Genomic DNA, 22994 nt, shown 5'->3' with positions numbered 1-22994 from the left:
CCACAGTTGGTCAGACCGGTGGCAGGTGCGCGATGTGCACCATCTCGATGCCTCTGCTGCGCGAGACCAGGGTTCCGCGTCCGGGAGGCAATTTGCTCGGTCGCACGTCGCCGATCAGCTTGCCCTCGTCGCGCGATCCGCTCATGATCAAAGTCTCGACCGACAGGTTCTTCATGGTGCCCAATATCGGGTCGTACAGCGCGCGGGACACGCCGCCGCTGCGGCGAGTGACTACGAGGTGCATGCCGATGTCGCGGGCTTGGGGCAGGTACTCCAGTAGCGGCGCGAACGGATTGATACTGCCCGTGGCCACCATGTCGTAGTCGTCGACGACGATGTAGATCTCCGGGCCGCTCCACCAGCTGCGTTCCCGCAGTTGCTGCGGGGTGATGTCCGAACCGGGGATTCGTTTGGCCAGATATCCGGCCACCTCCTGGATCATCGGACCGCAGGTCTGCGACGAGGTGGAGTACCCGGCCAGGTGGTCACCCTCGACCACGCCCAGCATTGTGCGGCGGTAGTCGACCATGATGATCCTGGCCTGCTCGGTGGTCGACTGCTCGACCACACCCATCACGATATTGCGCAGCAGAGTGGTCTTGCCGCATTCCACGTCAGCGAAAGCCATGAAATGCGGTTCGACACCGAAATCCAGGACCAATGGCTGCAATTCGGACTCGCCGAGACCCACGACCACCCGAGTGGGGCTCAGTTCGATCCCCTGGGCCCTCGCCGAGGCCAGCAGCTCGTCCCGGCCGAACCGCAGGGGCAGCATGCGCACTTCGGGCGCGCGGCGGCTCGGGTAGAGCTGCTCGAGTTCGGTCCGCGCTCGCGCGACGCCCTCGGCCACACTGCCCGGATCGGAGTCGGAATCCAGGCGTGGCAACGCGATCAACATGTGCAGCTGGTCGGGGGTGAGGCCGCGGCCGGGGCGGCCGACCGGAACCTGGTGCGCGGTGCGCCTGCTCATCTCCGAGTCCGAGGGATCGCCGAGCCGCAACTCGAGACGGGTGCCGATCTGGTCCTTGACCACCGGACGGATCTCGGCCCACCGCGAGGCGGCGATGATCAGGTGAATGCCGAACGACAAGCCCTGCGCGGCAATGGCGTTGATCTGCGGTTCCAGCACGTCGAACTCTTCACGGACCGCGGCCCAGCCGTCGATCACCAGGAACACGTCACCGAACTTGTCCTCGGCCAACGGGCCGGCGGGCCCAGCCGTGCCGTCCGGGACGCGCTGCCCGTCGGCGAACTTGCGGCGGCGGAACTCGGCCATCGATTCGATGCCCAGCGCGGCGAACCGCTCCTCGCGCTGACGCATCAGCGTGGTGAGTTCGGCGACGGTGCGACGCACGCGGTCACCGTCGAGGCGACCTGCCACCGAACCCACGTGCGGCACGCCGGACAGGCCCGCCATGCTGCCGCCGCCGAAGTCCAGGCAGTAGAACTGCGCCTGTTCGGGGGTGTGCGTGGCGGCGGTCGCCATGACGATGGTGCGCAGGGTGGTCGACTTGCCCGACTGCGGGCCGCCGACGACCGCGACGTTGCCCTGCGCGCCGGACAGATTGACGGTGAGCACGTCGCGCCGCTGCTCGTACGGCTTGTCGATGACGCCGATCGGCATCCACAACTGACCGTGCCGGTTGACCGGCGAACGCCAGTCCGGGTCCGGCAGCAGCATGTCCACGGTCGGAGATTCCTCCAGCGGCGGCAACCACACCTCGTGCGCCGGGCGGCCGTGCCCGGTGAGCCGCTTGACGACGACGTCGAGCAACGTGTCCGGGATGCCGTCATCGGCGCCGGGCACGGCCGCGACGGCCGAAGGCGGCGGCGGCAGCTCCAGCAGTGGATTCGACGGCGCCGCCGACTCCGCGTCGGCCTCGATCGTCTCGGGCAGTTCCACCGGCGCGGCGGTGAACAACGCGGGCCGCACTCCGGCGACCGGGCTGCCGTCCGCACCGGTCACCGCTCCTTGCGGCGCGACGTACGGTCCGGACACGTAACTCGCGTTGAACCGCAACGGATCCGACGCGTCGCTCTTCAAATACCCCGAACCGGGCACGCTCGGCAGGTGGTAGGCGTCGGTGATGCCGAGCACCGCGCGCGATTCGTTCGCCGAGAACGTACGCAGGCCGATGCGATAGGACAGATGCGATTCCAGGCCGCGCAGTTTGTTCTCCTCCAGGCGCTGCGAGGCCAGCAGCAGATGCACGTGCAGCGATCGGCCGAGGCGTCCGATCATTACGAACAGTTCCGCGAAATCCGGCTTCTGCGACAGCAATTCGGAAAACTCGTCGACCACGATGAACAGCGCGGGCAGCGGATCGAGCGGCACGCCCGCGGCGCGCGCCTTCTCGTAGTCGGTGACGTTGGCGTAGTTGCCCGCCGAGCGCAGCAGTTCCTGGCGGCGGTTCATCTCACCGGCGAGCGCGTCTTTCATGCGGTCGACCAGCGAGAGTTCCTCTTCCAGGTTGGTGATCACCGCGGCGACGTGCGGCAGCGAGTCGAGGCCGAGGAAGGTCGCGCCGCCCTTGAAGTCGACGAGCACCAGGTTGAGCGCGTCCGGTGAATGCGTGGTGACCAGCGAAAGCACCAGTGTGCGCAGGAATTCCGACTTTCCGGAGCCGGTGGCGCCGATGCACAGCCCGTGGGGCCCCATGCCGTTCTCGGCCGACTCCTTGATGTCGATCTCCACCGGAGTGCCGTCGGGTGTGATGCCGATCGGCACCCGCAGGCGCTCACGGCCGGTGCGCGGACGCCACACCCTCGCCGGATCGATCTGGGCCGCGTCCGGGATCCTCAGCAGCGCCATCAGTCCCGGATCGGTCGCGGTTCCCTCACCGAGACTGACGATCTGCGCCGCCGTGGCGAGCCGGTATCTGCCCAGCGATCGAGCGAAGGACTCGGCCTCGGCCGTGCTCACCCGGTCGGCGGTGGCGAACTTCTCCACTCCGGCGGCACTGCGTGCCGCCACCTCGCCGTCGGCAGCGACCAGTTGCAGTCCGCGCCGCGCCGCGAGCCCGCCCTCCGGTGCGGTGAGGTCGAGCACCGTTACCGAATCCAAGCCCGACTCGCTGACCAGCCGTTCGCTGCCGCTGACGTAGCCGTCGTCGATGACGACCACCAGGTGCAGCCGTCCCTGGGTCGGCTGCGGGTTGCGCATGAACCGGCCGCGTTCGAGCAGCTCCGCCGCCAGCGCCGTCTCCAGCTCGCCGAGCGAGTGGTAAATCATCCGCGCCGACCCCATGCCGTCGCGCAGCGTCGGATGTTGCAACTGCGGCAGCCATTTCGCCCAGGACCAGGCCGGACCGTCCGGATCGGCGCAGACGATCGCGATCGCGAGATGGTCGGGACCGTGGAAGGCGGCCAGCTCCATCAGCATCGCCCGCACCAGCATGTGCGCGTCCTCGCTCGAACCGCTTATGTTGATCGCGGGAAAAGCGCGCAGCGACACCGCCGTCGGCAAACGGTGCACCACCGAGTGGGTGCGCACGAAGCGGCGCAGCGCCACGGTGGACACCGGTTCCAGGTCCTCCAGCGGCCCCGTCTCCGGGCGCGCCAGTTTGGTTGCCAACCGGTGGCTACCGACGCCCACGCGCACGTGCCCGAAGTCCGGGTCGTTCGGCCTGCGCTCCCACATCCGCCTTGTCCCGATCAGGGAGGGCAGGTCGGCCGGCTCGGGATGACTCCACCGCAGAGACTCCAATTGCCTGCCGCCGGTGCGGCGCACGTCCTTACGGACCTGGTCGAGGTAGCGGAAGTAGTCCTTGCGTTCCTCGTTGAGCTCGACCGCGCGTTTGGGACCGCCGCCACGGTAGCCCGCCATCATGCCGACCATCGACATGAGCATCATCATCGGGAACATCATCATGAACGGATTGGCCAGCAGGTTGCGGCCCATCATCGCCATCATCGCGATCATGCCGACCACCGCGAACACCATGACGACGGGCATCAGCTTCATCATCAGCGGCGCGGGCAGTGCGCGCGGAATCTCCGGCGGAGCCGTCAGCGCCACCTCGCCGCCGGGTGCCCGGGGCGGTGCAATGCGGGGGCGGCGCACAAAGCCTTCGGTAACCATGGTTCCTTCGTTCGGTCGGCGACGAGCGGTCGAGACGTCGCCCGCGCTACGGATCGAATTCCGCGTTCAGGTCCTGCCCGGAGCGGCGGAAGGGGATCGCCAGCGCCGCGCCGATCGCGAGGCAGGCCAGGCAGACGATGGCGCCGATGACAGCGATCCGGCGCGGCCGCGGGTCCGGGCCGGGGGGAATCACCGGCGCGGCGACGACTCGCGAAGTGTCGGCCCCGGCGCTCACCGGCTTCTCCGGCAGTTGCGCGGTGAGCGCGGCGAGCGGGTCGATCAGGCCGTGGCCGATCCGGTCGTCGCGTCCGGTGCCCGGTCCGTGGGCGGTGCGGACGATACGGTCCATCACCTGCTGCGCGGTGAGTTCCGGAAAACGCGCACGCACCAGCGCCGCCAGCCCGGCCACGTAGGGCGCTGCGAAGCTGGTGCCCTCGACGGACCTGATTCCCTCGGTGGTCTGCACGCCGTCGACCAGCCCCGTGCCACCCGGCTTGCTGTCCAGCGACACGATATTGCGGCCGATCGCCGAGACGGCCACCCATGGGCCGTGCAGCGACAGTTCGGACACCTGGCCGGTCGAGTCCACCGAGCCCACCGAGAGCACGTAGGGCGTGAACCAGGCCGGACTCGCCACCGTGAGCACCGAGCCCCACCCCGAGCCCTCGTTCTGCTTCGAGCACGCGCCGTCGGGCTGGAGGTTGCCCGCGGCCGCGACCACGACGACATTGCGGTCGTAGGCATACTTCACCGCCGCACCGAGCGAGGCGTCGGCCGTGTCGGAACCTGCTGCGGTGCAGGCGACTTCGGAGATGTTGATGACGGTGGCGCCGAGATCGACGGCCCGGACGACAGCCGCCGCCAGCGTGAGCACACTGCCGTAACCGTCGCTGCTGATCTTGCCCGGCGGGTCGCCTTGCCCGCCCCGGTCCTTCGGCTCGTAGGCCAGGCTCAGCTGCCGGATGGTGAGCAGATCCGCATCGGGCGCGACGCCGGCGAAGGCGTCGCGCGGACTCGGTTGCGCCGCGATGATTCCGGCGACCAGCGTGCCGTGTCCGTCGCAGTCGACCGTTCCGTCGCTGTCGGAGACGAAGTCACCGCCCGGTTGCAGCGAGCGCAGTCGCGGATGCGGATTCACCCCCGTATCGATGACGGCCACCTTCTGTCCGGCGCCGCGGCTGAACTGCCACGCGGACGGGAGATCGAGTACCCGTTGCGCCATCGGGGGCTCGCTGGGTGGCGCGCCGGTGAGCACGGGTTCGGCGCAGACGGCGCGCTGTTCGGTCGGTTCCAGCGGCGCCGGGCGCACGCTCAGACCCTGCGCGGCGCCGAGCGCGCCGGGATCGATCGCCGGCGGCGCGATCGCCTGGGCACTCGGCCAGGGCACGCCCATCCCGGCGCCGATGACCGTTGCGGCGCAGACCATCCGCAAGAGTCTCCGGCGCAAGGCGCTGCCGGTCATATGTTCCGGGCCATCGAGTAGACGTTCATGACCCACAGCACCAGCGGGATCACCGACACGATCAGCAGATACTCGAAGATTTCGATCATCCGCCTGGTCACCGGCGTGACCTCGATGTGCGGACCGATCACCCCGAAGCCGACCACACCGGTCGCGAACGCGAGCAGCACGCCCGCCGCGAACAGGGTGTATTCGGAGTCGCCCACGGCGAAACCGACGGTCATGGCGAGGGCGGCCAGGCACCCGCCTCCGATCATCGTCGCGGCCTGGGTGAGGTCGGCGAACGAGCGACCGCGCAACGCGAGGATGATCGCGGTCACGATCGCCAGCGTGACCCCTTGCCAGCGTGCCGAACCCAGCGGATCGGCTACGCCGAACGCGCCGACGACCGCGCTCGCGGCGCATGCCGCGATCAGACCGGATTGGAACTGGTTGGCCGCGCGGGCGCGTACCCCGAGCCCCGCCGCCGAGGGCAGCGCGCTGGCGCCGATGGCGCCGATGCCCTCGATGGTCGGTCGCGGTTCGTGGTCGGCCGGGTCGATCGCGCCGCCCGCGGTCGGGACCGGCGGGATCGGCAGCCGCGCGAGCACGGCCGCCAGTCGCGGCACCGCCGAGATGATCGCGATTCCGGCTACCAGCAGACCGGCCGACAGTTTCGGCAGGCCCGGGTGCCAGATCAGGTAGACGGCCGCGGCGACGCCCGCTATCACGGCGAGCGTTGCGGCGCAGGAGAACAGCGTGGCGCCGGTGCCGGTCGTCCGGTATCCCACCACCGCGGCGACCAGCAGCACCGAGCAACCCAGCAGCAGATGAGGACTGCCGAGGGGCCCCGGGACGAGCAGCGCGGCGCCGCCGAACAGCAGCAGCAGTCCGTCCAGCGACAACCACGTGGCGGTCACCAAGTCGGTGTATCGGCGCGCCGCGATGCCCGCCGCGACGAATGCCGCGACGCCGCCGCCGAGCAGGGCGAAGGCGGGCGCGAGCGGATCGCCGTGCCCGCGAGAGACCACCAGCACGGCCAGCGTGGTCAGCACGCTCAGTACCGAGACGATCAGACCCATCCAGCGGGCGGCCACACCGGACCAGCTGTGGAATTCCTCTGCGGTCAGCCGGGATACGGCGTCGATGACGTCGTCGAACAGCGCGGGCGCTTCCTTCGCGGTCACCGACCGCAGGACCAGCAGCTCACCGTCGTAGACCTCGGCCTCGGTGAGCGTACGGCTCGGCGCGATCGCCTCCCGGCCGAGCCGAGCCAAGGTCCAGTGCCGCGCCTCCAGCGGCGCCGCCTCCTCCTCCGCGTCCGGCCGCTCGGGGTTGCGCGATTCGATCAGCGCCACCAGTTCGCCGATGAACGTGGCGATCGGCACGGTGGCGGGCAACCCGACATCGACTTGAGTATTGCCACCGATGACCGAAACACGACTCAAAACGGGCTCGGTGGTACGTGTACCGCTCGCCGACTCGATCAACGGCAATCTTCCCCCGCCCTCATCCGGAACAACGATTCACGACCCGCCGACGACATTTGCCCGACACGTCCAGAGTGAACGATTTCAACACTCGTCAAGCACTTTCACACATAGACGACTCTTGCGTTGCGACCTCCCGGCAGCTGAACCTAATGTAACGGACGCACCGGGCCACGCGCGATCGGTAGTCTGGTATCCAGATGAACGTCTCTACTACGAGAAACGAAGATTTCGGGGTTCGACAGCAATGACCGGCAACCGCCAAGCACAACGCGCATTCGATGCCGGAATCCTGTCGCTCGGATTGTCCATCGAGGGGCAAGAATCCGCACGTGATCTCGACTATGCGAAACTGGCTTTTCAACGCGCCACGGAGTGGGATCCCACGATGTGCGACGCGTGGCTCGGCCGCGCCGCCGCGGGCGAACTGACCAAGGACGTTCTGTTCAATCTGCACAAGACCAGTGCGAGCACGCTCTATCGCGAGCAGCGCAGGCTCGGTCTGCGCCCGCGTGAACTCGCGGGCCGGTTCCTGCCCGGCCTGTACATCGACTACCCGCTGGCCAACCACACCGAGATCACGCTGGCCTGGGCGGCGCACCTGATCGCCGACAAGGAGTACGACGAAGCCGAGCGGGTGCTCGACGACCTCGACGAATTCCGCCGGGGCCAGCTGAGCAATCCCGACGCCGAGATCGACAACCGCATCTGCGCGTATGTCCGTGGCGTACTGCACTACAACACCCAGCGCTGGCCCGACGTGATGACGGTGCTCGCCGGTTCGGCCGACTGGGAAGATCCGTATCTGGCGGCAGGCGCGCACGTGATGGTGGGCACCGCGTGTGCCCAGCTCGGCTTGTTCGGCGAGGCGATCCGGCGGATGCAGCAGGCGGAGACGGGCCCGATCCCGGCGGCTCGTTCCACCGCGATGTTCTGCCGCGGCCTGTGCCTGCGGGAATCGGGCAATGAAGAGGAAGCCCAAGCGCTGTTCGAGAAGGTGTACTCGCAGGCGCCGGATTTCGAGGCCAACGCGGCCGCGATGCGCGACCGCACCTACCGCATCACCGTCACCAGCCGCGAGGTGATCGATGCGCGGACCGACAAGTGGGATCCGGCCTCTTCGCCGTCCATGGAGCAGATGGAGCAGGCCGAGAGCCAGGACCGGGCGAAGAAGATCCTCACCGAGGCCCGGGCCGAACTGGACTCGCAAATCGGCCTCGCCTCGGTGAAAACCCAGGTGGCCAAGCTCCAGTCGTCCGCGCAGCTGGCGAAGATCCGGGCCGAGAAGGGTTTGTCGAGCCAACCGCGCGGCCAGCACCTGGCCTTCACCGGGCCGCCCGGCACCGGTAAGACCACCATCGCCAGGGTGGTCGCGAAGATCTACTGCGGCGTCGGGCTGTTGAAGACCGACAAGGTGGTCGAGGCCAAACGCGTCGACTTCGTCAGCCAGAACCTCGGCGGCACCGCGATCAAGACCGAGAAGCTGATCGACACCGCCATGGACGGCGTGCTGTTCATCGACGAGGCGTACACGCTGATCCAGACCGGTCTGCAAGGTGGCGACGCGTTCGGCCGCGAGGCAGTGGACACGCTGCTGGCGCGGATGGAGAACGACCGTGATCGCCTCGTCGTGATCATCGCGGGCTACGACGGCGAGATCGACCGGCTGCTGGCCGCCAACGACGGTTTGGCGTCGCGCTTTTCCAAGCGGCTTCAGTTCCCGTCCTACACCGCCGAGGAATTGGGGCAGATCGGCCAGGTCATCGCGAAGAAGCGGGACTCGGACCTGTCCGAAGGGGCGCTCGAGCAGCTGGTACAAGCCTGCGAGCGCCTGTACGCGATGCAGAGCACCGACCAGAGCGGTCAGCCGCGCCGCGGCGTGGACCTCGCGGGCAACGGGCGATTCGTCCGCAACGTGATCGAGGCGGCCGAGGAAGAGCGCGAATTCCGGTTGGCCAACGACGAATCGCTGGACCTGACCGACATCGATGAGGCGGTGCTGCGCCGCATCGAGGCGTCGGATATGAAGTTGGCCCTGTCCGGCCTGCTCAGCTCGCTGAACGTCGGTTGGACCGACTGAGGCCGACCAACCCCGCTACACCGTCGGTGGACCGGATCACCGGTCCACCGAACGTCATTGCGTGGGCAGCGAATCGTGGGCGACCAGCGCTTCTCGCGCCGACAGCGTGGGCCCGGGGACCATCTGGCCGATGATCGCCCATGGCGCGAGGCGCGGACTGCTCCCGAGCCCGAGTACGTTCGCGGTGGCCGCGTCCGGGATGCCGTAGCGGACACCGGTGTCGGCGACGTAGAACAGGCTGCCCCGGCGCGGACTGCCCGGCTCCATGCCGGTCACCTGGACGAACTCACCCGAGCCTGGCGACAAGTAGACCGCGTCGACCCGGTCGCCCGCGCCGTCGGAGGTGGACAGATCGACGGGTTTCGCGGATGGGGCGATCGGCAGGCGGGTGCCGACGAGCAGACTGACCATGGCGCGTTCGCCGGGTCCGTCGCCGGCCTCGGCCTCGCGCTGCGCCGGAGCCGTGCCCGGCGACTTCGCCCAGGCCACACAGGTGACGGGCGCGTCCTCGGCGGGCAGGATCCTCGGGGTGCGCACCGGAAAGTCGTCGATGGGCAACTGGTGGACCACCGCCACCCGCTCGAGTACGTCGGGTGGCATGGTCGCGATCTCCCGCATGCCGTGCGAATCGGCGTACCTGATCACCTGCGCGGCGAACGGCGACACCGGCTGCACACCGTCGGCGAGCACGACATACAGCGAGGAGTCGCCCTCCGGCCCCACGCCGGACACCGAGATGACGCCGCCGATCGGGAGATCCGACAGCGGGCCGGGCCCCCGCTCACCCGCCCGCGGGATCTGCGGCGGGGCAATCGCGGGCACCTGCGTCGTCGCGCCGAGGAATCCGGTACCGACCGGCCGGGGCCGATGAGCGGTCAGGTTCAACGCCCTGGTCAATACCGAATCGGCCGGGTCGAGTTCAGCGCGCTTACCGTCGTAGACCAAGTAGGTCTTGTTGTCGCGGCGGACCAGCAGCGCCTCGTCCTGACCGGAGGTCCTGATCCGGTCGGTGAGCGCGGGGCGGCCCGCGATCACCGTCGTCGTCGCACCCGAGGAGGAGGCGGCGCTACCGCCCTCCGACAGCGGAATCGTCTCGCACAGCGACCACTCCGAGCTGCCGCCCTGCTTGGATTCGGGCAACGCACCCGGCGCGCCCGGAATGCCGAGCAGCGGTCCGCGCGGCAGATCGTTCAGCTTGTCGTCCTTCACCGCGTGCGGCTCGGCGTCGGCCCCAGTGATCAACCGCGCGGACGCCAGATTCAGCACCGGGTGCAGGGTCTTGCCGCCGTCCTGGCGCTGCACCACCACGTACAACGCGCCGCTCTGCTTGCCCGACACGATCAGGGCGTCGCCGATCGCGCCCTGCGGACGCAGGAAGGCCAGGATCGCGGCGCCCGCCACCATGAGAACGCCGAGCACCGCGCCGACGAGCAGTGAGCGAATCTGGGAACGCATCGGATCGTGCAACATGCGGACGTCGCGGCGAACCAGTGCGTGATCGAGCCTGCGCAACAGGAATCGGTATCCGTTGACCTGGGCGCGGGTTGTCAGCTGTGCCGGCACATGGTCTCCATCGAGCAATCGATCGCCATCTCTTTCGACACGGTACCGTAATTCTCCGACGGCTCTGAACCGATGGAATCCGAAGCCGATCAACGGCGGTCGCACGCAGGCGAGGCAGGAATAAACAACTGTGGACGAGACGATGAACGGCGGGCCAACCGACAGCGAAATATCGGAGGCGTCGCGGGCGGTAAATCGACGCCGGTCGGCCTATGACACATTGCGTGATCCGGAATTCTGGTTGTTTCGCATTTTTCCGCTTCGCGTGATCGTGCCCGTCATGTTGCTGGCCGCGACCGTCGCGTGGATTGTTCTCGCGGTCTGCGATTCGATCTGGGGGGCTTGCGCCGCGGGCGTGGTGATCGCGCTGGCCGGTCTCACGCCGATCCGTGGTCACACTCCCGCCGCGCGCATCGGTAGCGCGATCAGCCGCAAGCGTCCCGGCCTGCGTCCCGCCGAACGCCTCGCGCAGGCGCCCGCCCTCGACGTGCCGCTCACCGAGGGGGGTGGTTACGGCGTGCGCTGGGACGGCGATCTGCTGCTCACCATGCTCCGGATCGATCCACCGCCGGACACGCTGACCCTGCTCGATCGCGGTTCACTCAGCACCGACCAGCTGCTCCCGCTCCCCGAAATCGCCCGCTGCCTCGATCAATTCGATCTGACCCTGGCCGGCATCGACGTGGTGAGCACCGGCGCGCGCACCGCGGGCACCGGTGTCGCGGCACAGCTGTACGACCGCATCCTCGGCCCACTGCCCGCCATAGCCCATCGCACCTGCTGGCTGGTGCTGCGGATGGATCCGCTGGCCAACGCCGAGGCGGTGGACAACCGGGGCGGTGGTGGCGCGGGTGCGCTGCGCACCGCGATCATCGCCACCCGCCGGGTCGCCAACCGGCTCGCCGCCCACGACATCGCCGCCTCCGTGCTGACCGCCACCGAGATGAACACCGCGGTGCGCCAGCTCACCCACGGCTTCGATGTCGACCAGCTCGTCGAGTCGCCGAAATCGCTGGAGTACCAGGGCCGCTTCCTCACGCAGTACCAGATCGCGGCCGACATGATCGGACCGCGCGGACTGGCCGGCATCTGGGCGGTGCCCAGCTTGTCCACCACGGTGACGTTGCGTCTACGGCCGGGAGCCGGCCGCCACGATCGACACACCGATCTCGCCGACACGGTGGTGCTCAATGCTGTGGTCCGCTTCGACACCGTCACCGCGCCCGAGGAGCCGCCGCTGCCCGGGCTGCGTGAACTGGTGGGCAACCAGCTGCGAATCCTGCTGGACACCCTGCCCATCGGCTACGCGGGCCGGTGGGGCAGCGACATCGCATACCGCGGCACCTTGGCCGCCCTCACCGGATTCGCGGTGCCCACAGCGGGCTGCGGCCAGCTCATCGGCGCGGACGAGCGCGGCCAGGGCATCGCGGTGCCGTTGATCGGCGAGGGCACCCGCCACCTCGAAGTCATCGGCAACCTGGACCTGGCCCAGCAGGTGATCCTGCGCGCCACCGCGCTCGGCGCACATGTCATCGTGCACACCGCCCGGCCCGAGGCATGGCACACCATGGTGGCGAATCTCGCTGCGCCGCAGGTGCTTTCCATCGCTCCGCGCGCCGCGGGCGCCAGCTGTCATCCGCCCGCTCCCCCGCCACCGCCCGCCGCTCCGTATCCGAGCACGACCGTGCTGGTCTTCGACGGCATCCCGCCGACCGCACACGCGGGCGGCGCGACGATCGTGCACGTGCGGCGGCCGGAGGACCCCGTCGGGTCGGTGGACGCGGACGTGACGCTGGTGCAGGATCCCCAGGCCCCCAACCGGATCACGGTGCGCACGGCCGCGCGCAGCGCGACCGTGCTGATGGTGACCACGCCGGACGAGATGCACTACATCGGTGAGTCGCTCGCGGCGCGATAACTCGCGCACACGAAAACGGCCGGCTGGAACCCTTACCGTTCCAGCCGGCCGTTGGTCGTCGCTCCGCGCGATCAGAAGGCGGCGAAGCCGTCGCCCACCTTGCCGTCGGCCTCGATGGCGCGATTGAGCGCGTTCTCGACCTTGACGCCGAGGTTGTCGAGCTTCTGGAGGGTGTCCTCCAGCTCGGAAGTCAGGTTTCGGTGTGCGGTGTCGAAGTTCGAGACCGCCTGCTCACCCTGCAGGTTGTCGCGGAACGCGGCGGCGGCGCTGTTGAGCTCGTCGATCTGCGCCTTCATGGTGGAACCGTACTGGCTGAGGTCACTGACCATCTCGGTGATGGCCGGCGAGTTGTACATGATCGTCATTGCTGTTTCCTTCTGGTGAGAGATTGGCGATCCGACTGGACGGCGACGCCGTCGAGGGTTACGCCAGGCCTGCCTGGTCGGAGCCGACGATGGTGTTCTTACCCGAGGTCACGGCCTGCGAGAGTCGGTCCAGCTTGCCGTTGAGCGCGGTGACCTCGTCGTGCCACTCGGCGGCCGCGGTGTTGAATTCGCGGTGGGCGTCACCCTGCCAGCCGCGCGCGACGGCCTGCACCGACTCGTCGATCTGGTTGATCGAGGTGCGCAGCGTCGAGATCGAGTCCTCCATGCGGCTGACGACGCTGTCGATGCCGCCCTCCTCGACACCGTAGGTCTGCCCCGAGCCACCGCCGAGAGTTGTGTAAGACATTTCGTTTCCTTCCGTCAGAATTCGTGTTGATAGGGAGATCCGGGCGATCTCACCGAGCAGGGGGTTACCGGGCCTGGCGACCCGAGAGCTACGGTGGCAGCCACCTCCCCCCGGGTAGCCCTTCCAGCAACGTGGCGACCGCCTGGGTCACCCGGTGGTCGGTGCCCGTCGTGACCGTCGACCAGATCTGTTGATCCGGCGAGACCATGGGAGCGACGACGATGCGCCCGCGGCCGGTGTCGTACACCGCCACCGCGCCGGGCGCCCGGCTGGTCAGCCCGTCCTGGTGGCTGTAGGCGACGATCTCGGCGTAGGCGCGGCAGGAGCCGAACGCCAGCCCGAGCACGGCGGCGTCGCGTTCGCCGACGCCCAGCGCGTACATCGCGTCGGCGTAGCCGCTGGAGTCCTCCGCCGCGTCCAGCCGGTCGGCCAGATCAGCGGCGAGCGCGCTGAATCCGGCGATCTCGGCGGGTTCGCACGAGCCGAGCGCGGCCAGCAGCGGACCGGCCAGCGTCACGTCCGAGCCGTCGGCCCAGATCGAGCGCACTTCGAAACACTCGCCCGAGCGCACGGCGAGCGCGTGCTGTTCGCCGCGGCGCGCCAGACAGAAGCGGCGAGGACCGTCCTCGGTGTAGATGCGCGCGACCAGCTCACGGTCCGGCTGCGCCAGGACGAACAGCGCTGCGGCCAGTTCTGATTCGACTTCGCCCTCGGCGTCGAGCAGGCCGTCACCGATCAATCCGGCCAGCGCGTGTTCCTGGGCGGCCAGGTACTCGTCGATCGAATCCTGTTGTGGCGCAACCGAGAGCGCCAAGGGGAGAGTTTGCACTCCCAACCGTTCGGTTACGACGAGCAACGCGTCGTTCGTCAGTGACGTCACGCCGCACCCCCCGTCTCGGGCCTGGTCTCCGTCGGCGCGACGGCGTGAGGTGCGGGCTCCGCGCCACCGAGTACCGCGGGCGCCGCTTGGATGCCACCCTCGAACCCGATCTGCTCACCTGCTTCCGTGGGAAGGGCGGCGCGCGGGAACCTAGCCGTATCCGGTGCCGGACCGGGCTGGCCGACCGCACCGGGCACGAGCGGTGCGGGCTGTCCGCTCGCGCTCACCGTGGCGGCGGGCGTAGCACGCGGAACGACTTCGGCTGTGGCGGCAGACTGCGCGTACACCGGTGCGCGGTAGGCGGTGGGCACCCGGGGCATCGCCGGGACGGGCACCGTCCCGATCCGCACCGCACCGTACGGTGCTGCGGTCGTTTTCGGGACCTCGGCCCGCGCGGCGGTCTGTTCGGCGGTCAGCGCCTGCTCCGGCGCCACCACGGGCGGCTCCTGCTGCTGCCACGGCGCGGCCAGGGGTTCGGTGGCCATTTCGTAGTTCTGCATGACCCGCGAGGCCACCGCCTTCGCCACGTCCTGCTCGGCGTCGGTCTCGGCCGCGACCGCACGGATCGGCGCACCGACCATCCCGCCCATCGACTCCAACATCCGCTGTACCTGCTGGATGACCTCGAGGTCGGCGGTGTTCGGCATCGCGAGCCGGGCGATCTCGTACGCGGTCACCTGGGCCTGGAACCGGGCGGCGTTGGCCGCCGCCGCGCCGGCCGCGTCGACCAGCCAGTCCCGCAAGGTCGTGACGCGTTGCACGACTTCGTCGCTGCGCCCCGACTGCCAGGCGCCGCGCATGTCCACGAGCACCTTCTCGTACTCGACCACAGCGGCGCCGAACGACGCGGCCAGGCGCGACCACGCGGCGACGGCCTCGGCCATCGGCACGGCGCCCGGCCCCGCGGTGAGGTCACGCGCGAGCCGCTCGGGCGGTCGCGCGGTCCACACCACGCCGGTGAAACCTGGCTGCGGTGGTTCGATCATTGCAGGGGAGGACCTTTCGGTTGCTCGACGACGCGAAAGACCGGTCAGGCGGGCCTGTCGCCCGTGCTGTCGAAGTCCGCCGTGTTGGCCGATTCCATGCCGTCGAACTGGTTGGAGTGCAGCCGCAACGCGGCCGCCAGCTTGCGCATCTCGTGCACGCCGGCCTGCGCGCTCGCCAGATACGACGACGCCACGTCGTTCGCGGTCTGCGCGGCCCGGCCGGAAACCTCGTCGGCGCCCGCGGGGACGATGGTCAGCGCTTCCTCGGCGGAGCGCAGGTCCGAGGTCAACCGATCGGCCAGCGCGTCCAGTCCGGATGACGCCTTGCCCGCGGTGACCGAGTCGAATCGCACGCTGTCGTACACCTCACCCCTCCCGTCACTCATGAGACCCTCCTGTGTACTGTTCGGCACTCGCGTCAGAGCGTGAGTTCCTTATCGGGCGGTGGTTCCGATGTCGTGTCGGCCGCGCCGACCACCGGCAGCGAGACCCCTTCGATCCGGCCGACCACTTCGTCGCCGTGCCGGCCGGTGATCATCTGGCCGCGCAGCGCGTCGGTGGTCGATTCGCCCTCGCGGGCCAGTCCCGCGCCACCCATGGCCCCGCCGCCCATCGGCATGTATCCGCCACCGGTTCCGGTCCCCGTCGCAGCGGTGCCCGCCGCTGTAGTGGACATCGCCGACGACGTTCCCGGGCCGGTACCGGGCGCTCCCACGCCGATGCCGCCCAACGAGCCGCCGGCCACTCGGGTTCCCGGCCAAGGGTTCAGCGGTGCGGCGGCGGCGGCGATCGCGCTGCCGATACCACCGCCGATGCCACCCACGCCGCCCGGGCCGCCGACGGCCGAGCTCTTCTTGCCGTCCTCGCCTTCCGCGGGCTCGCCTGTGCCCTCGTGCCCGCCAGGGGCGCTGATGGGTTTCGGCGCGAGCAGTGACGGATTCGCCGCCGCCAGCTGCCCCAGCGATTGAACGACCTGTCCGGCCGTACCGATCAGCGGCGTGATCATGCTCATGAGCTGGGTCAGCTGTTCAGCCGACTGCACGCCCGTCGGCGCGTTGGTGATCGGAACCTTTTGCCCGGCTTGCGTCATGCTCGCGCTGTGCCCGACCATCTCCGCCTTCGTCTTGGCGGTGATCGCCAGCGCCTCGGTCATCGCCTCGATCGCGGAGGCGACCAGGAAACCCTGTCCGCCAGGGGAAGCCGCCAGCAGCGGCGCGAAGGCCATGGTGGTGGAGAACTTCGCCATCACCGCCGTCATCAGGCCCGCGCCCGTGAAGACGCTGCCTGCGGCGTCGACGAGCACCGACTTCTCCTGCGCGCTCTGCGCCGCCAGCTTGTCGGCGTCGGTGCGCGCCTCACCGGCCTTCTTCGCGGCCTCCATCGCCGCCATGCCCTGCCAGACCGTCATCAAGGTCTGCACCAGGGACGAGCCGACCTGCATCACGGTCTGCATCACGGTGGACACGTTCTGCAGCAACTGAGTCGGGTCGACCGGCGGCGGGGGTGGCGCCGCGGCGGTGTCACCGGCCTGCGCGGGCGGAGGTGGCGCGCCGAGCTGACCGGTGCCGAACGCGGAGGCGAGATCGGCGAGCGGACGCATGAGCGCGCCGAGATCGATCGTCGGCAGCGGCGGCATGTCCGGCAACTGCACGAAGGCCGGAATGTCCGGCAGCTGCGGTAAACCCATGCTGTGCAGGACATCGTTCACCGGCATGTCCAGCATGGGCGCAAGAGCGCTGCCCCGCAGCAATTCCGGGATCGTCGGATCCAGCGGATCGGCGCCGGGCGGCGGAGTGGCTCCTGGCGTGGTCATGACTGCGTGCGGACCGCTCCGATGGCCGCCCCCGAACCGCTGTCGGCGCCCTCGTAGGTGGCGGCGGCCTGGTGCGCCGTCAGCGCCGTACCCGCGTGCACCGCCGCCAGTTGCGCCACCGACGACAAGTGGTTGGCCTGCGCGAAAGCATACGAGACGAGGAACTCTTGGCCGATCAACCCGAACACCGGCACCACCGCGGCGACGGTCGCGGCTTGGTCGGCCGCCGCGATCGCTCCCACGCCGGCAGCCATGGCCGCCGATTCACTTCCGTAGACACGCAGCGCATCCGGGACTACTGCAATGTGGCTCATGATCATCTTCCGATCCCGAAACATCCCCCGACGTTTCGTATTCAACTTTACCTAGCGAAGACCGCATATCACGATCCCGACGTGGTTAACATCCGGTGACTACCCGGTGGCCTCCTCATTGAATGTGGTGATGAGTTCACCACGCTCCGAGAAAGCCCTGTGCGCGGCCGCCCGCGCGGTGTCCACAACCGTTTTCTCGAACTCGTCCGGCGAAAGTTTTGATATCGCGGCGGAAAAGCTCAGTCCCACCAACGCGGCGTTACCGTCCACTTCCGCGGTCACCGCGCCGTCGGGCGATGTCTCACTCACCCGGATACCCTTCATGGCATCGTTGAGATCGGTGAGCCGGTAGAGCTGATTCTGCACCCGAGCGATGAGCTCGTCCATTGTTTCGACCATGACAACCTCGCGAATTCTGCTGTTGCTCAGACGGATCGGAGCCAGCTCTGTGGTTCGGTGTCGTACTCCTGTTCCTCGATGATCTCCTGCCTCGCCACCTGCTGTTCGGTGGGCAATCCGGTCAGCGCGAGCATCTCCGAGGTCCATCCCCACTGCTGCAACTGCGCTCGCCGAGCTAGAGCGGCACGGTTCGCCGCCTGTTTGCACAACCGCAGGATCTCGCCGGCCAGCGCGTCCGGATCGCGGCGCAATTGATCGGCGTCTATTTCGATGCCCAACGGCAGGCCCATTTCGGTGGTGCGCACCGAAATCGAGCCGGTGAGCGAATTCGCCGTGAATTCCGCCGGGAAATCACCCGGCTGTCCGGGCTGCGATGCGGTCATCGGAATTCCACCCCCTCTATCCTCGTTCGTCTTTGATCGCGCGGACGACTTCGGCAATGCGCGCGTTGATCACCGAGACAACACGGCGTTTATCGGCCGCCATCGCGACCGGAGGATGCCCGTCATCGATCACATAACGGCCGTCGTCCACGAGATCCCGCCATTTCAGGCGATGCCGGGTCATGCCGCGCGGGCCGAAGATCGAGTCCGCTTGGAGGACGTCGATGAATCCGAAACGCTCGGCCGGAGCCGACCGGAACTCGGCCGAGCGATCGTGCACGGACGCCTCGAACGAATCCCGCACCGACGAGGAGCCGTAGTCGTAATCCAGATCCAAGCCCTCGTCCTCGTCGGCGAGCACGATATCGGCCCGCTTGCCCGGGTCGGCTTCCGGCAGCGCACGCACGACCACGTCGGCCAACTCCACCGCCGCGCACTCCGTGACGGTGAATCCGCCGCTGTGGCCGACGGTTTCACCCGGCAACTGGGTGACCAGATACCCGCGATCGGCACGACGTGCCGCCATCAGCCGCACGTTGTTCGCCACGTTGGTGTAATCCCTTCCGTCGAAACCCAGTACCCGGACGCGAATGTCCGGGCGATACAGGTCCGCCAGCATCTCCCGCATCGCCGGAGTCGACGAGGCGCGCAGAGCGGCACGCACCTCCGCCTTTTCGTCGCGGTAGTCGTCCAACAAGGGTGTGCGGCTGGTGAAGGAAAACGGCCTGGGCGGGCCGGGCTCGCCGAAATCCTCCCAGAGCACGACGAACTCCAGGTCGGTGAACCGCCATGTGTGCGTCATGAGCCCGGCCGTCATTTCTCGACCACCGGTTTCGCCACGACCGGAGCCTCACCGATCGCCTCCTCGAGATGCTCGGTGGAGTCGAGGTAGTCGGCGCGCTTGTGCTCCTTCTGCTGTCCGCCCGCGGCGGCGCCGGGGCCACCCATCGGCATGCCGCCCATCGGCGCGCCGGGCATTCCCGCTCCCTGCGCGAGACCCGCGCGCACACCGGCCGCCGTGGCGGCGATGTCCGCCGTCGCTCGGGGAAAGAGTTTGGAAGCTCGCTCGAGGTTCTGCCCGGCCGGTGGGTTGGCACTGCCGATGCCCGGCCCGGGGCCGCCCGTCGCCCCCTTCCCCGCCCCACCCATCTTCTTGGCGGCGTCCTGAATGTCTTTCAAACCTGGTGGCAGACCGGGCAACCCGGCGAGCGCGCTCTGCTGCGCGATTTGCTGGGCGGCTTGTTGCGCCGCCTGCTGCGCGGCCCCTGCCAATTGCTGCCCGAGCTGCTGCGCCTGCTGCGCGGCTTGCTGCGCGGCCTGCTGAACCGCCTGTTGGGCGGCTTGCTGGGCCTGCTGCTGCTGTTGCGCGGCGGCGCGCTGCTGGTCCTGCTGCTCGGCCGTGCGGCGCGCCTGCTCCAGCGCTCTCTGTTGCTGCTCCAGTGCCTGCCGCTGCTGATCGGACTGCTGTTGCGCGGACCGCAGAGCCGCCAACTGTTGCTGCGACGCTCCCGGGGCGGCCGTGCCGGGTGAAGCCGTGCCCGGCGGGCCGGGCGGGCCGGGCGGCGCTGGAGCCTGCGCGGGCCGCACCGTTGGAGCCGGAAGGACCGGAATCGCCGAGTTCGTGTGCTTGATCCCCTCCGCGTACCAGTTCTCGAAGCCCCTCCGGTGCCACAGCGTGAGGCAGCTGTCTTCCTGGATTTCGCGGTCGACGTATCCGCCCCGGTCCCGGGTCTCACCGGGCATGAACCTCTTGGTCTCGGCCAGCCAGCCCGCGGTGTAGGTCAGATTCTGACTCATCACCCGCATGCTGTTGGTCAGCGCGGTGGCCTGGGACCGATACGTGTTCGCGGCCGCGATCGCCGCGTTGATACCGCCCTGGCCCTGCGGGGATTCCCACGAACCGTCGAGCGGGAACCGAGCCAGGCGGTTGTTCAGATCATCGAACGTTCCGTCGAGCTCGACGGCCATCCATTCCCAGACTCGAGCGTCCTGGATGACCGCCATGGAATCGATGCCGGTTTCGAAGGATTCGAAGAACGGGTGGTCCTTCTCGTGCGGGTTCTCGACTTCGATCGGAATCGAATCGCGCCCTTCCCGCGCGCCGGAAAATTCCTCCATCGCCCGGAACTCGTCGCCGCGGCCGTTGTTGTCGGCATCCTTCGGGGCCGGCGCCTTGGTGTTGTAATACTGCCGATCGGTCATGAAGCCCGGGATGTCGTTCTCTATGGCCGTGGGAGGCGTCGCGGGATTGCCCCCTTGGTTCACATCCCCTCGCCGAGGCGTGTTGTCCCGGATTCTGCGGAACTCGGCGCCCGAATCGGTCTCGGTCTCGTTGTACTTCTTGCCCGCCGCCAGGAAGGTCTCGCCCATGGCGTTCAAGATCTCCAGGAACCGCCGGAGGATGTCGTCCAGATCTCCGGCCGCCTTCGCGAACTTCGCCTGCAGGAGGTAACTCGACTGAGCGGCGCCGAAACCCCTGGGATTCTGGACATCTGCCACATGGCGCTTGACCAGCTCCACGGCGTTCGCCGCCGCGGCGGCGAGTGCGGCCGCTTCCCCTGCCGCGCTGTCGCTGAGCTTCAGTGTTCCATTGTGGGCCTGCTCGTTGAGGCGGGTCCACGGGTTGTCGGTCTCAGGCCTCGGGGGCGGCATGGGTCACGCTCCTGACCAGGTACTCGAAGATCCCGAAACAGCGAAGGCAGACCACCACTGCTGGGAATAGCTCCTGGACAGCGGCACAGCGAACGGCGATATGATGCCGAGGTCCGACCCTGGAGACACAGACTCCGACCCGCACAACTGAATCCACCCCCCACGTGGGCGTCGGCTATGCGCGCGCCACGGCACGCGGTCCCGTCCGCCCCCGCGCACGGGATCACCCTTCTGCGCCCGGCAACTCATACGCTGATGACCCTCCTCATCGCTGCGCGCCGCGACCGGCGGTGCGCCACACGTCAATATGGCAGCCGGTTCTTACGGCAGACCGAATATTGTCTTAAGACGCACCAACGATTCTATGGGTACTCGGGGCGACCCCGCATGTACAGCCCCGAATCTCGGTAGCCGCATGCGCGACTCACCACGCCGGATCAGCGGGTTCGTACTTCGCTCCGCAAGAAACGCGGGATCCGCCGGCACAGGGCGCACCTCCGGATGACCGGCGGTGGGCAAAAACCGTGAGGTTATGGGTTCGACCGATTGCGGCTCAACGCTTTTCGCTGTTCGACCACGACGCTCCCACCGGACCGTGCCGGTCCCGGAACCGGCGCTCGAACTCGGCGATGTATACCGATGGCGCCACCGAGGACGAAGACCGTTCCAGCACACCGTCGTCCGCGACGTAGTAGATCGCCCGGCCGATCGCGATCTCGCCCGGTTGGACCGGGACGTACACCATCCAGCCGACGCTGATCCGATCGGCGCGCAAGTCCTCCAGCGCATAGTTCGCGGTGTCGGCGCCGCTGCGCCGGATGAATCGCTCGACCCGGGCCATCGCATCCTCCCGCGCCATCGGCCCCGGTGCTGTCATGGTCACCCCGGCCATGGTGAGCTGGAAGAAAGCGGCGTCGACGTCGAACTCGCCGTCGTCACCGAACACCTCCGCGAGGATGTCCCGTGTGACGACACCCGCCTCGGCCGCGGACACGAGGCCGGCGACGGCGACGCGCTGCTCGGCGGTCGAGTCGTCGCCGAGCAGGCCGCTCACGATGTCCACAACCGTGTCCGAGGTCCACACGCCCGGCACCGCTTCCACGAACCGGTCCGGCCCCGGTGACTCGCCGCGGTGCCAGCGGCCCTTCTCCCACCAGTAGCAGAACGACAGCAAGCCGCCGGCGGCGCGGTGGTTCACCACCTGACTCGCCACCCACTCCGGCGCGCCCGCGTACAGGTCGGGCAACCGGACGCCGCCGTTGTACGCCGCCGCCAGTTCCGGCGCGTTCCACACTCCGCCCGAGAGGACGGCCCGCCCACCGGGCAGCGCGTACAGCGAACAGCCGCTGCGCTTGCTGCCCTCGAACCAGCTCAGAGACGGCAGCAGACGTGGGCCCCACTGCGACCCGGCCGCCACGAACGCCGCGGCGAGCACCGCCCACCGGGCGGCCATCAACGGGAACGCGGGCAGGTCGTCCTCGCACGGTACGGCGCGCACACCCGCCTCCCGGTCCGCCCGCGCCTGCGCCGCGGCGACCTGCGGAGGCCGCAACTGACGGTCGTCGTGACCGAGGTAGGCGCCGAGCCACACGGGCAGCGAATTCCGGGGAAACGCCACCAGATCCGCGAGGTAGACCTCGGGCGGGAACAGCTGATCATCCGGGAACGGCTCGTCGCCGTAGTCGTAGTCGACTTCCATCCGGCCCGTACCGGTCAGCGTGAACAGCAAACGCCACCAAGGTCCGTCGCCCATCCCGGCCGACAACTGCCGGTGCTCCCGGACCAGCGCCATGATCTCCGGCTCGGGGGTCACCCGTACGACGCGTTCCTGATCGGCGGAGTAGACGGCCAACGCCACCTCGGCGGCCACCGTCAGCGCGAACACCGCATCCACCCGCTGCCAGCCCGGCGGACCACCCGCCCCCAGCTCGCGAGCGAGTTGATGCATGAGCGCCTTGGCTCGCTCGGCGGCATCCGCCACGGGCGGGGCTTCGGAGAGAGTGAAGCCCACATCGGGCTCTTCCCCCGACTCGGCGTCTTCCGCCGACGGGTCGGCCGGACCGGTGGCTACCACTTCGGCCGACCGCTTCTCGCCTGCGGGCGGTGTCGCGGAAGTATCGGCGGGATCGTCGTGGTCCGGAGCCGACGCGGCGCGGGGCTCGTCACCGGATGCCTCGCCGCCTGATCTGGTCACGTCGCGGAAATCCCCTCATCTACCGCATCGGAGCAGGCGCGCACGCCACGATGCCTGAGCTGTGTTCG

At 68.7% G+C, this 22994-nt stretch carries 18 protein-coding genes; 2 read left to right on the top strand and 16 right to left on the bottom strand.

The features are described 5' to 3' along the window. Window positions 1–10: 10 nt before the first annotated feature. The 3 genes from eccCa to eccD are packed head-to-tail and all read right to left on the bottom strand — an operon-like array spanning window position 11 to window position 6970. The gene (gene eccCa / locus M8859_RS22530) at window positions 11–4081 is read right to left on the bottom strand and encodes a type VII secretion protein EccCa (RefSeq protein WP_249644127.1); all 4071 of its coding nucleotides are present in this window, start codon (window positions 4079–4081) and stop codon (window positions 11–13) included. A 46-nt stretch (window positions 4082–4127) separates the two neighbouring features. Continuing rightward, complete coding sequence (mycP, locus tag M8859_RS22525; protein WP_283779529.1) at window positions 4128–5507, bottom strand: type VII secretion-associated serine protease mycosin; 1380 nt, start codon at window positions 5505–5507, stop codon at window positions 4128–4130. Between the two features lie 32 nt (window positions 5508–5539). Beyond that, the gene (gene eccD / locus M8859_RS22520) at window positions 5540–6970 is read right to left on the bottom strand and encodes a type VII secretion integral membrane protein EccD (protein WP_249644126.1); all 1431 of its coding nucleotides are present in this window, start codon (window positions 6968–6970) and stop codon (window positions 5540–5542) included. Between the two features lie 289 nt (window positions 6971–7259). On the opposite strand from eccD, the gene eccA reads away from it, so the two are divergent. Further along, on the top strand, window positions 7260–9092 hold the full coding sequence (gene eccA / locus M8859_RS22515; RefSeq protein ID WP_249644125.1) for a type VII secretion AAA-ATPase EccA: 1833 nt from the start codon (window positions 7260–7262) through the stop codon (window positions 9090–9092). Window positions 9093–9146: 54 nt separating this feature from the next. Here the strand turns inward: eccA and eccB are convergent, their stop codons facing one another. Beyond that, complete coding sequence (gene eccB, locus M8859_RS22510; RefSeq protein ID WP_159922893.1) at window positions 9147–10655, bottom strand: type VII secretion protein EccB; 1509 nt, start codon at window positions 10653–10655, stop codon at window positions 9147–9149. 265 nt (window positions 10656–10920) lie between these two features. Here eccB and eccE point away from each other — a divergent pair, with 265 nt between their 5' ends. Then, entirely contained in the window at window positions 10921–12573 is a 1653-nt protein-coding gene (eccE, locus tag M8859_RS22505) for a type VII secretion protein EccE (protein ID WP_249644124.1), read from the top strand. A 71-nt stretch (window positions 12574–12644) separates the two neighbouring features. Here eccE and M8859_RS22500 read toward each other — a convergent pair whose 3' ends face one another. The 12 genes from M8859_RS22500 to M8859_RS22445 all read right to left on the bottom strand — a co-directional run bounded on the left by M8859_RS22500 (window position 12645) and on the right by M8859_RS22445 (window position 22926). Beyond that, window positions 12645–12938 (bottom strand): WXG100 family type VII secretion target, encoded by a 294-nt coding sequence (locus tag M8859_RS22500; protein WP_159922888.1) that lies wholly within the window; start codon window positions 12936–12938, stop codon window positions 12645–12647. 58 nt (window positions 12939–12996) lie between these two features. Continuing rightward, window positions 12997–13305: a WXG100 family type VII secretion target gene (locus M8859_RS22495; protein WP_159922886.1), complete on the bottom strand. Its 309-nt coding sequence runs from the start codon at window positions 13303–13305 to the stop codon at window positions 12997–12999. A gap of 88 nt (window positions 13306–13393) precedes the next feature. Then, window positions 13394–14185 carry an ESX secretion-associated protein EspG gene (locus tag M8859_RS22490; RefSeq protein WP_159922884.1) on the bottom strand — a complete coding sequence of 264 codons (792 nt, stop codon included), beginning with the start codon at window positions 14183–14185 and terminating at the stop codon, window positions 13394–13396. Next, the gene (locus tag M8859_RS22485; RefSeq protein ID WP_249644123.1) at window positions 14182–15171 is read right to left on the bottom strand and encodes a PPE domain-containing protein; all 990 of its coding nucleotides are present in this window, start codon (window positions 15169–15171) and stop codon (window positions 14182–14184) included. Before M8859_RS22485 ends, M8859_RS22490 begins: the two co-directional genes overlap by 4 nt. A gap of 44 nt (window positions 15172–15215) precedes the next feature. Beyond that, window positions 15216–15557 carry a PE family protein gene (locus M8859_RS22480; protein WP_159922880.1) on the bottom strand — a complete coding sequence of 114 codons (342 nt, stop codon included), beginning with the start codon at window positions 15555–15557 and terminating at the stop codon, window positions 15216–15218. A 32-nt stretch (window positions 15558–15589) separates the two neighbouring features. Continuing rightward, the gene (locus M8859_RS22475) at window positions 15590–16984 is read right to left on the bottom strand and encodes a hypothetical protein (protein ID WP_249644122.1); all 1395 of its coding nucleotides are present in this window, start codon (window positions 16982–16984) and stop codon (window positions 15590–15592) included. Next, on the bottom strand, window positions 16981–17298 hold the full coding sequence (locus M8859_RS22470) for a type VII secretion target (RefSeq protein ID WP_159922876.1): 318 nt from the start codon (window positions 17296–17298) through the stop codon (window positions 16981–16983). The genes M8859_RS22475 and M8859_RS22470 overlap by 4 nt, the downstream gene beginning before the upstream one ends. Before the next feature lie 99 nt (window positions 17299–17397). Then, on the bottom strand, window positions 17398–17685 hold the full coding sequence (locus M8859_RS22465; RefSeq protein ID WP_236565381.1) for a YbaB/EbfC family nucleoid-associated protein: 288 nt from the start codon (window positions 17683–17685) through the stop codon (window positions 17398–17400). A 38-nt stretch (window positions 17686–17723) separates the two neighbouring features. Continuing rightward, on the bottom strand, window positions 17724–18080 hold the full coding sequence (locus tag M8859_RS22460) for a hypothetical protein (protein WP_159922872.1): 357 nt from the start codon (window positions 18078–18080) through the stop codon (window positions 17724–17726). A gap of 16 nt (window positions 18081–18096) precedes the next feature. Then, window positions 18097–18882, bottom strand: coding sequence for an ESX secretion-associated protein EspG (locus M8859_RS22455; protein WP_249644121.1), 786 nt, complete (start codon window positions 18880–18882; stop codon window positions 18097–18099). Window positions 18883–18893: 11 nt separating this feature from the next. Further along, a complete protein-coding gene (locus M8859_RS22450; RefSeq protein WP_249644120.1) occupies window positions 18894–20732 on the bottom strand; it encodes a hypothetical protein in 1839 nt (612 codons plus the stop codon). Window positions 20733–21285: 553 nt separating this feature from the next. Continuing rightward, on the bottom strand, window positions 21286–22926 hold the full coding sequence (locus tag M8859_RS22445) for a hypothetical protein (protein ID WP_236565379.1): 1641 nt from the start codon (window positions 22924–22926) through the stop codon (window positions 21286–21288). Window positions 22927–22994: the final 68 nt, after the last annotated feature.

The sequence above is a fragment of the Nocardia sputi genome, from assembly GCF_023501985.1.
Note: the sequence above shows the minus strand (reverse complement) of the source record. Positions and strands in the feature narration are given on the sequence as shown.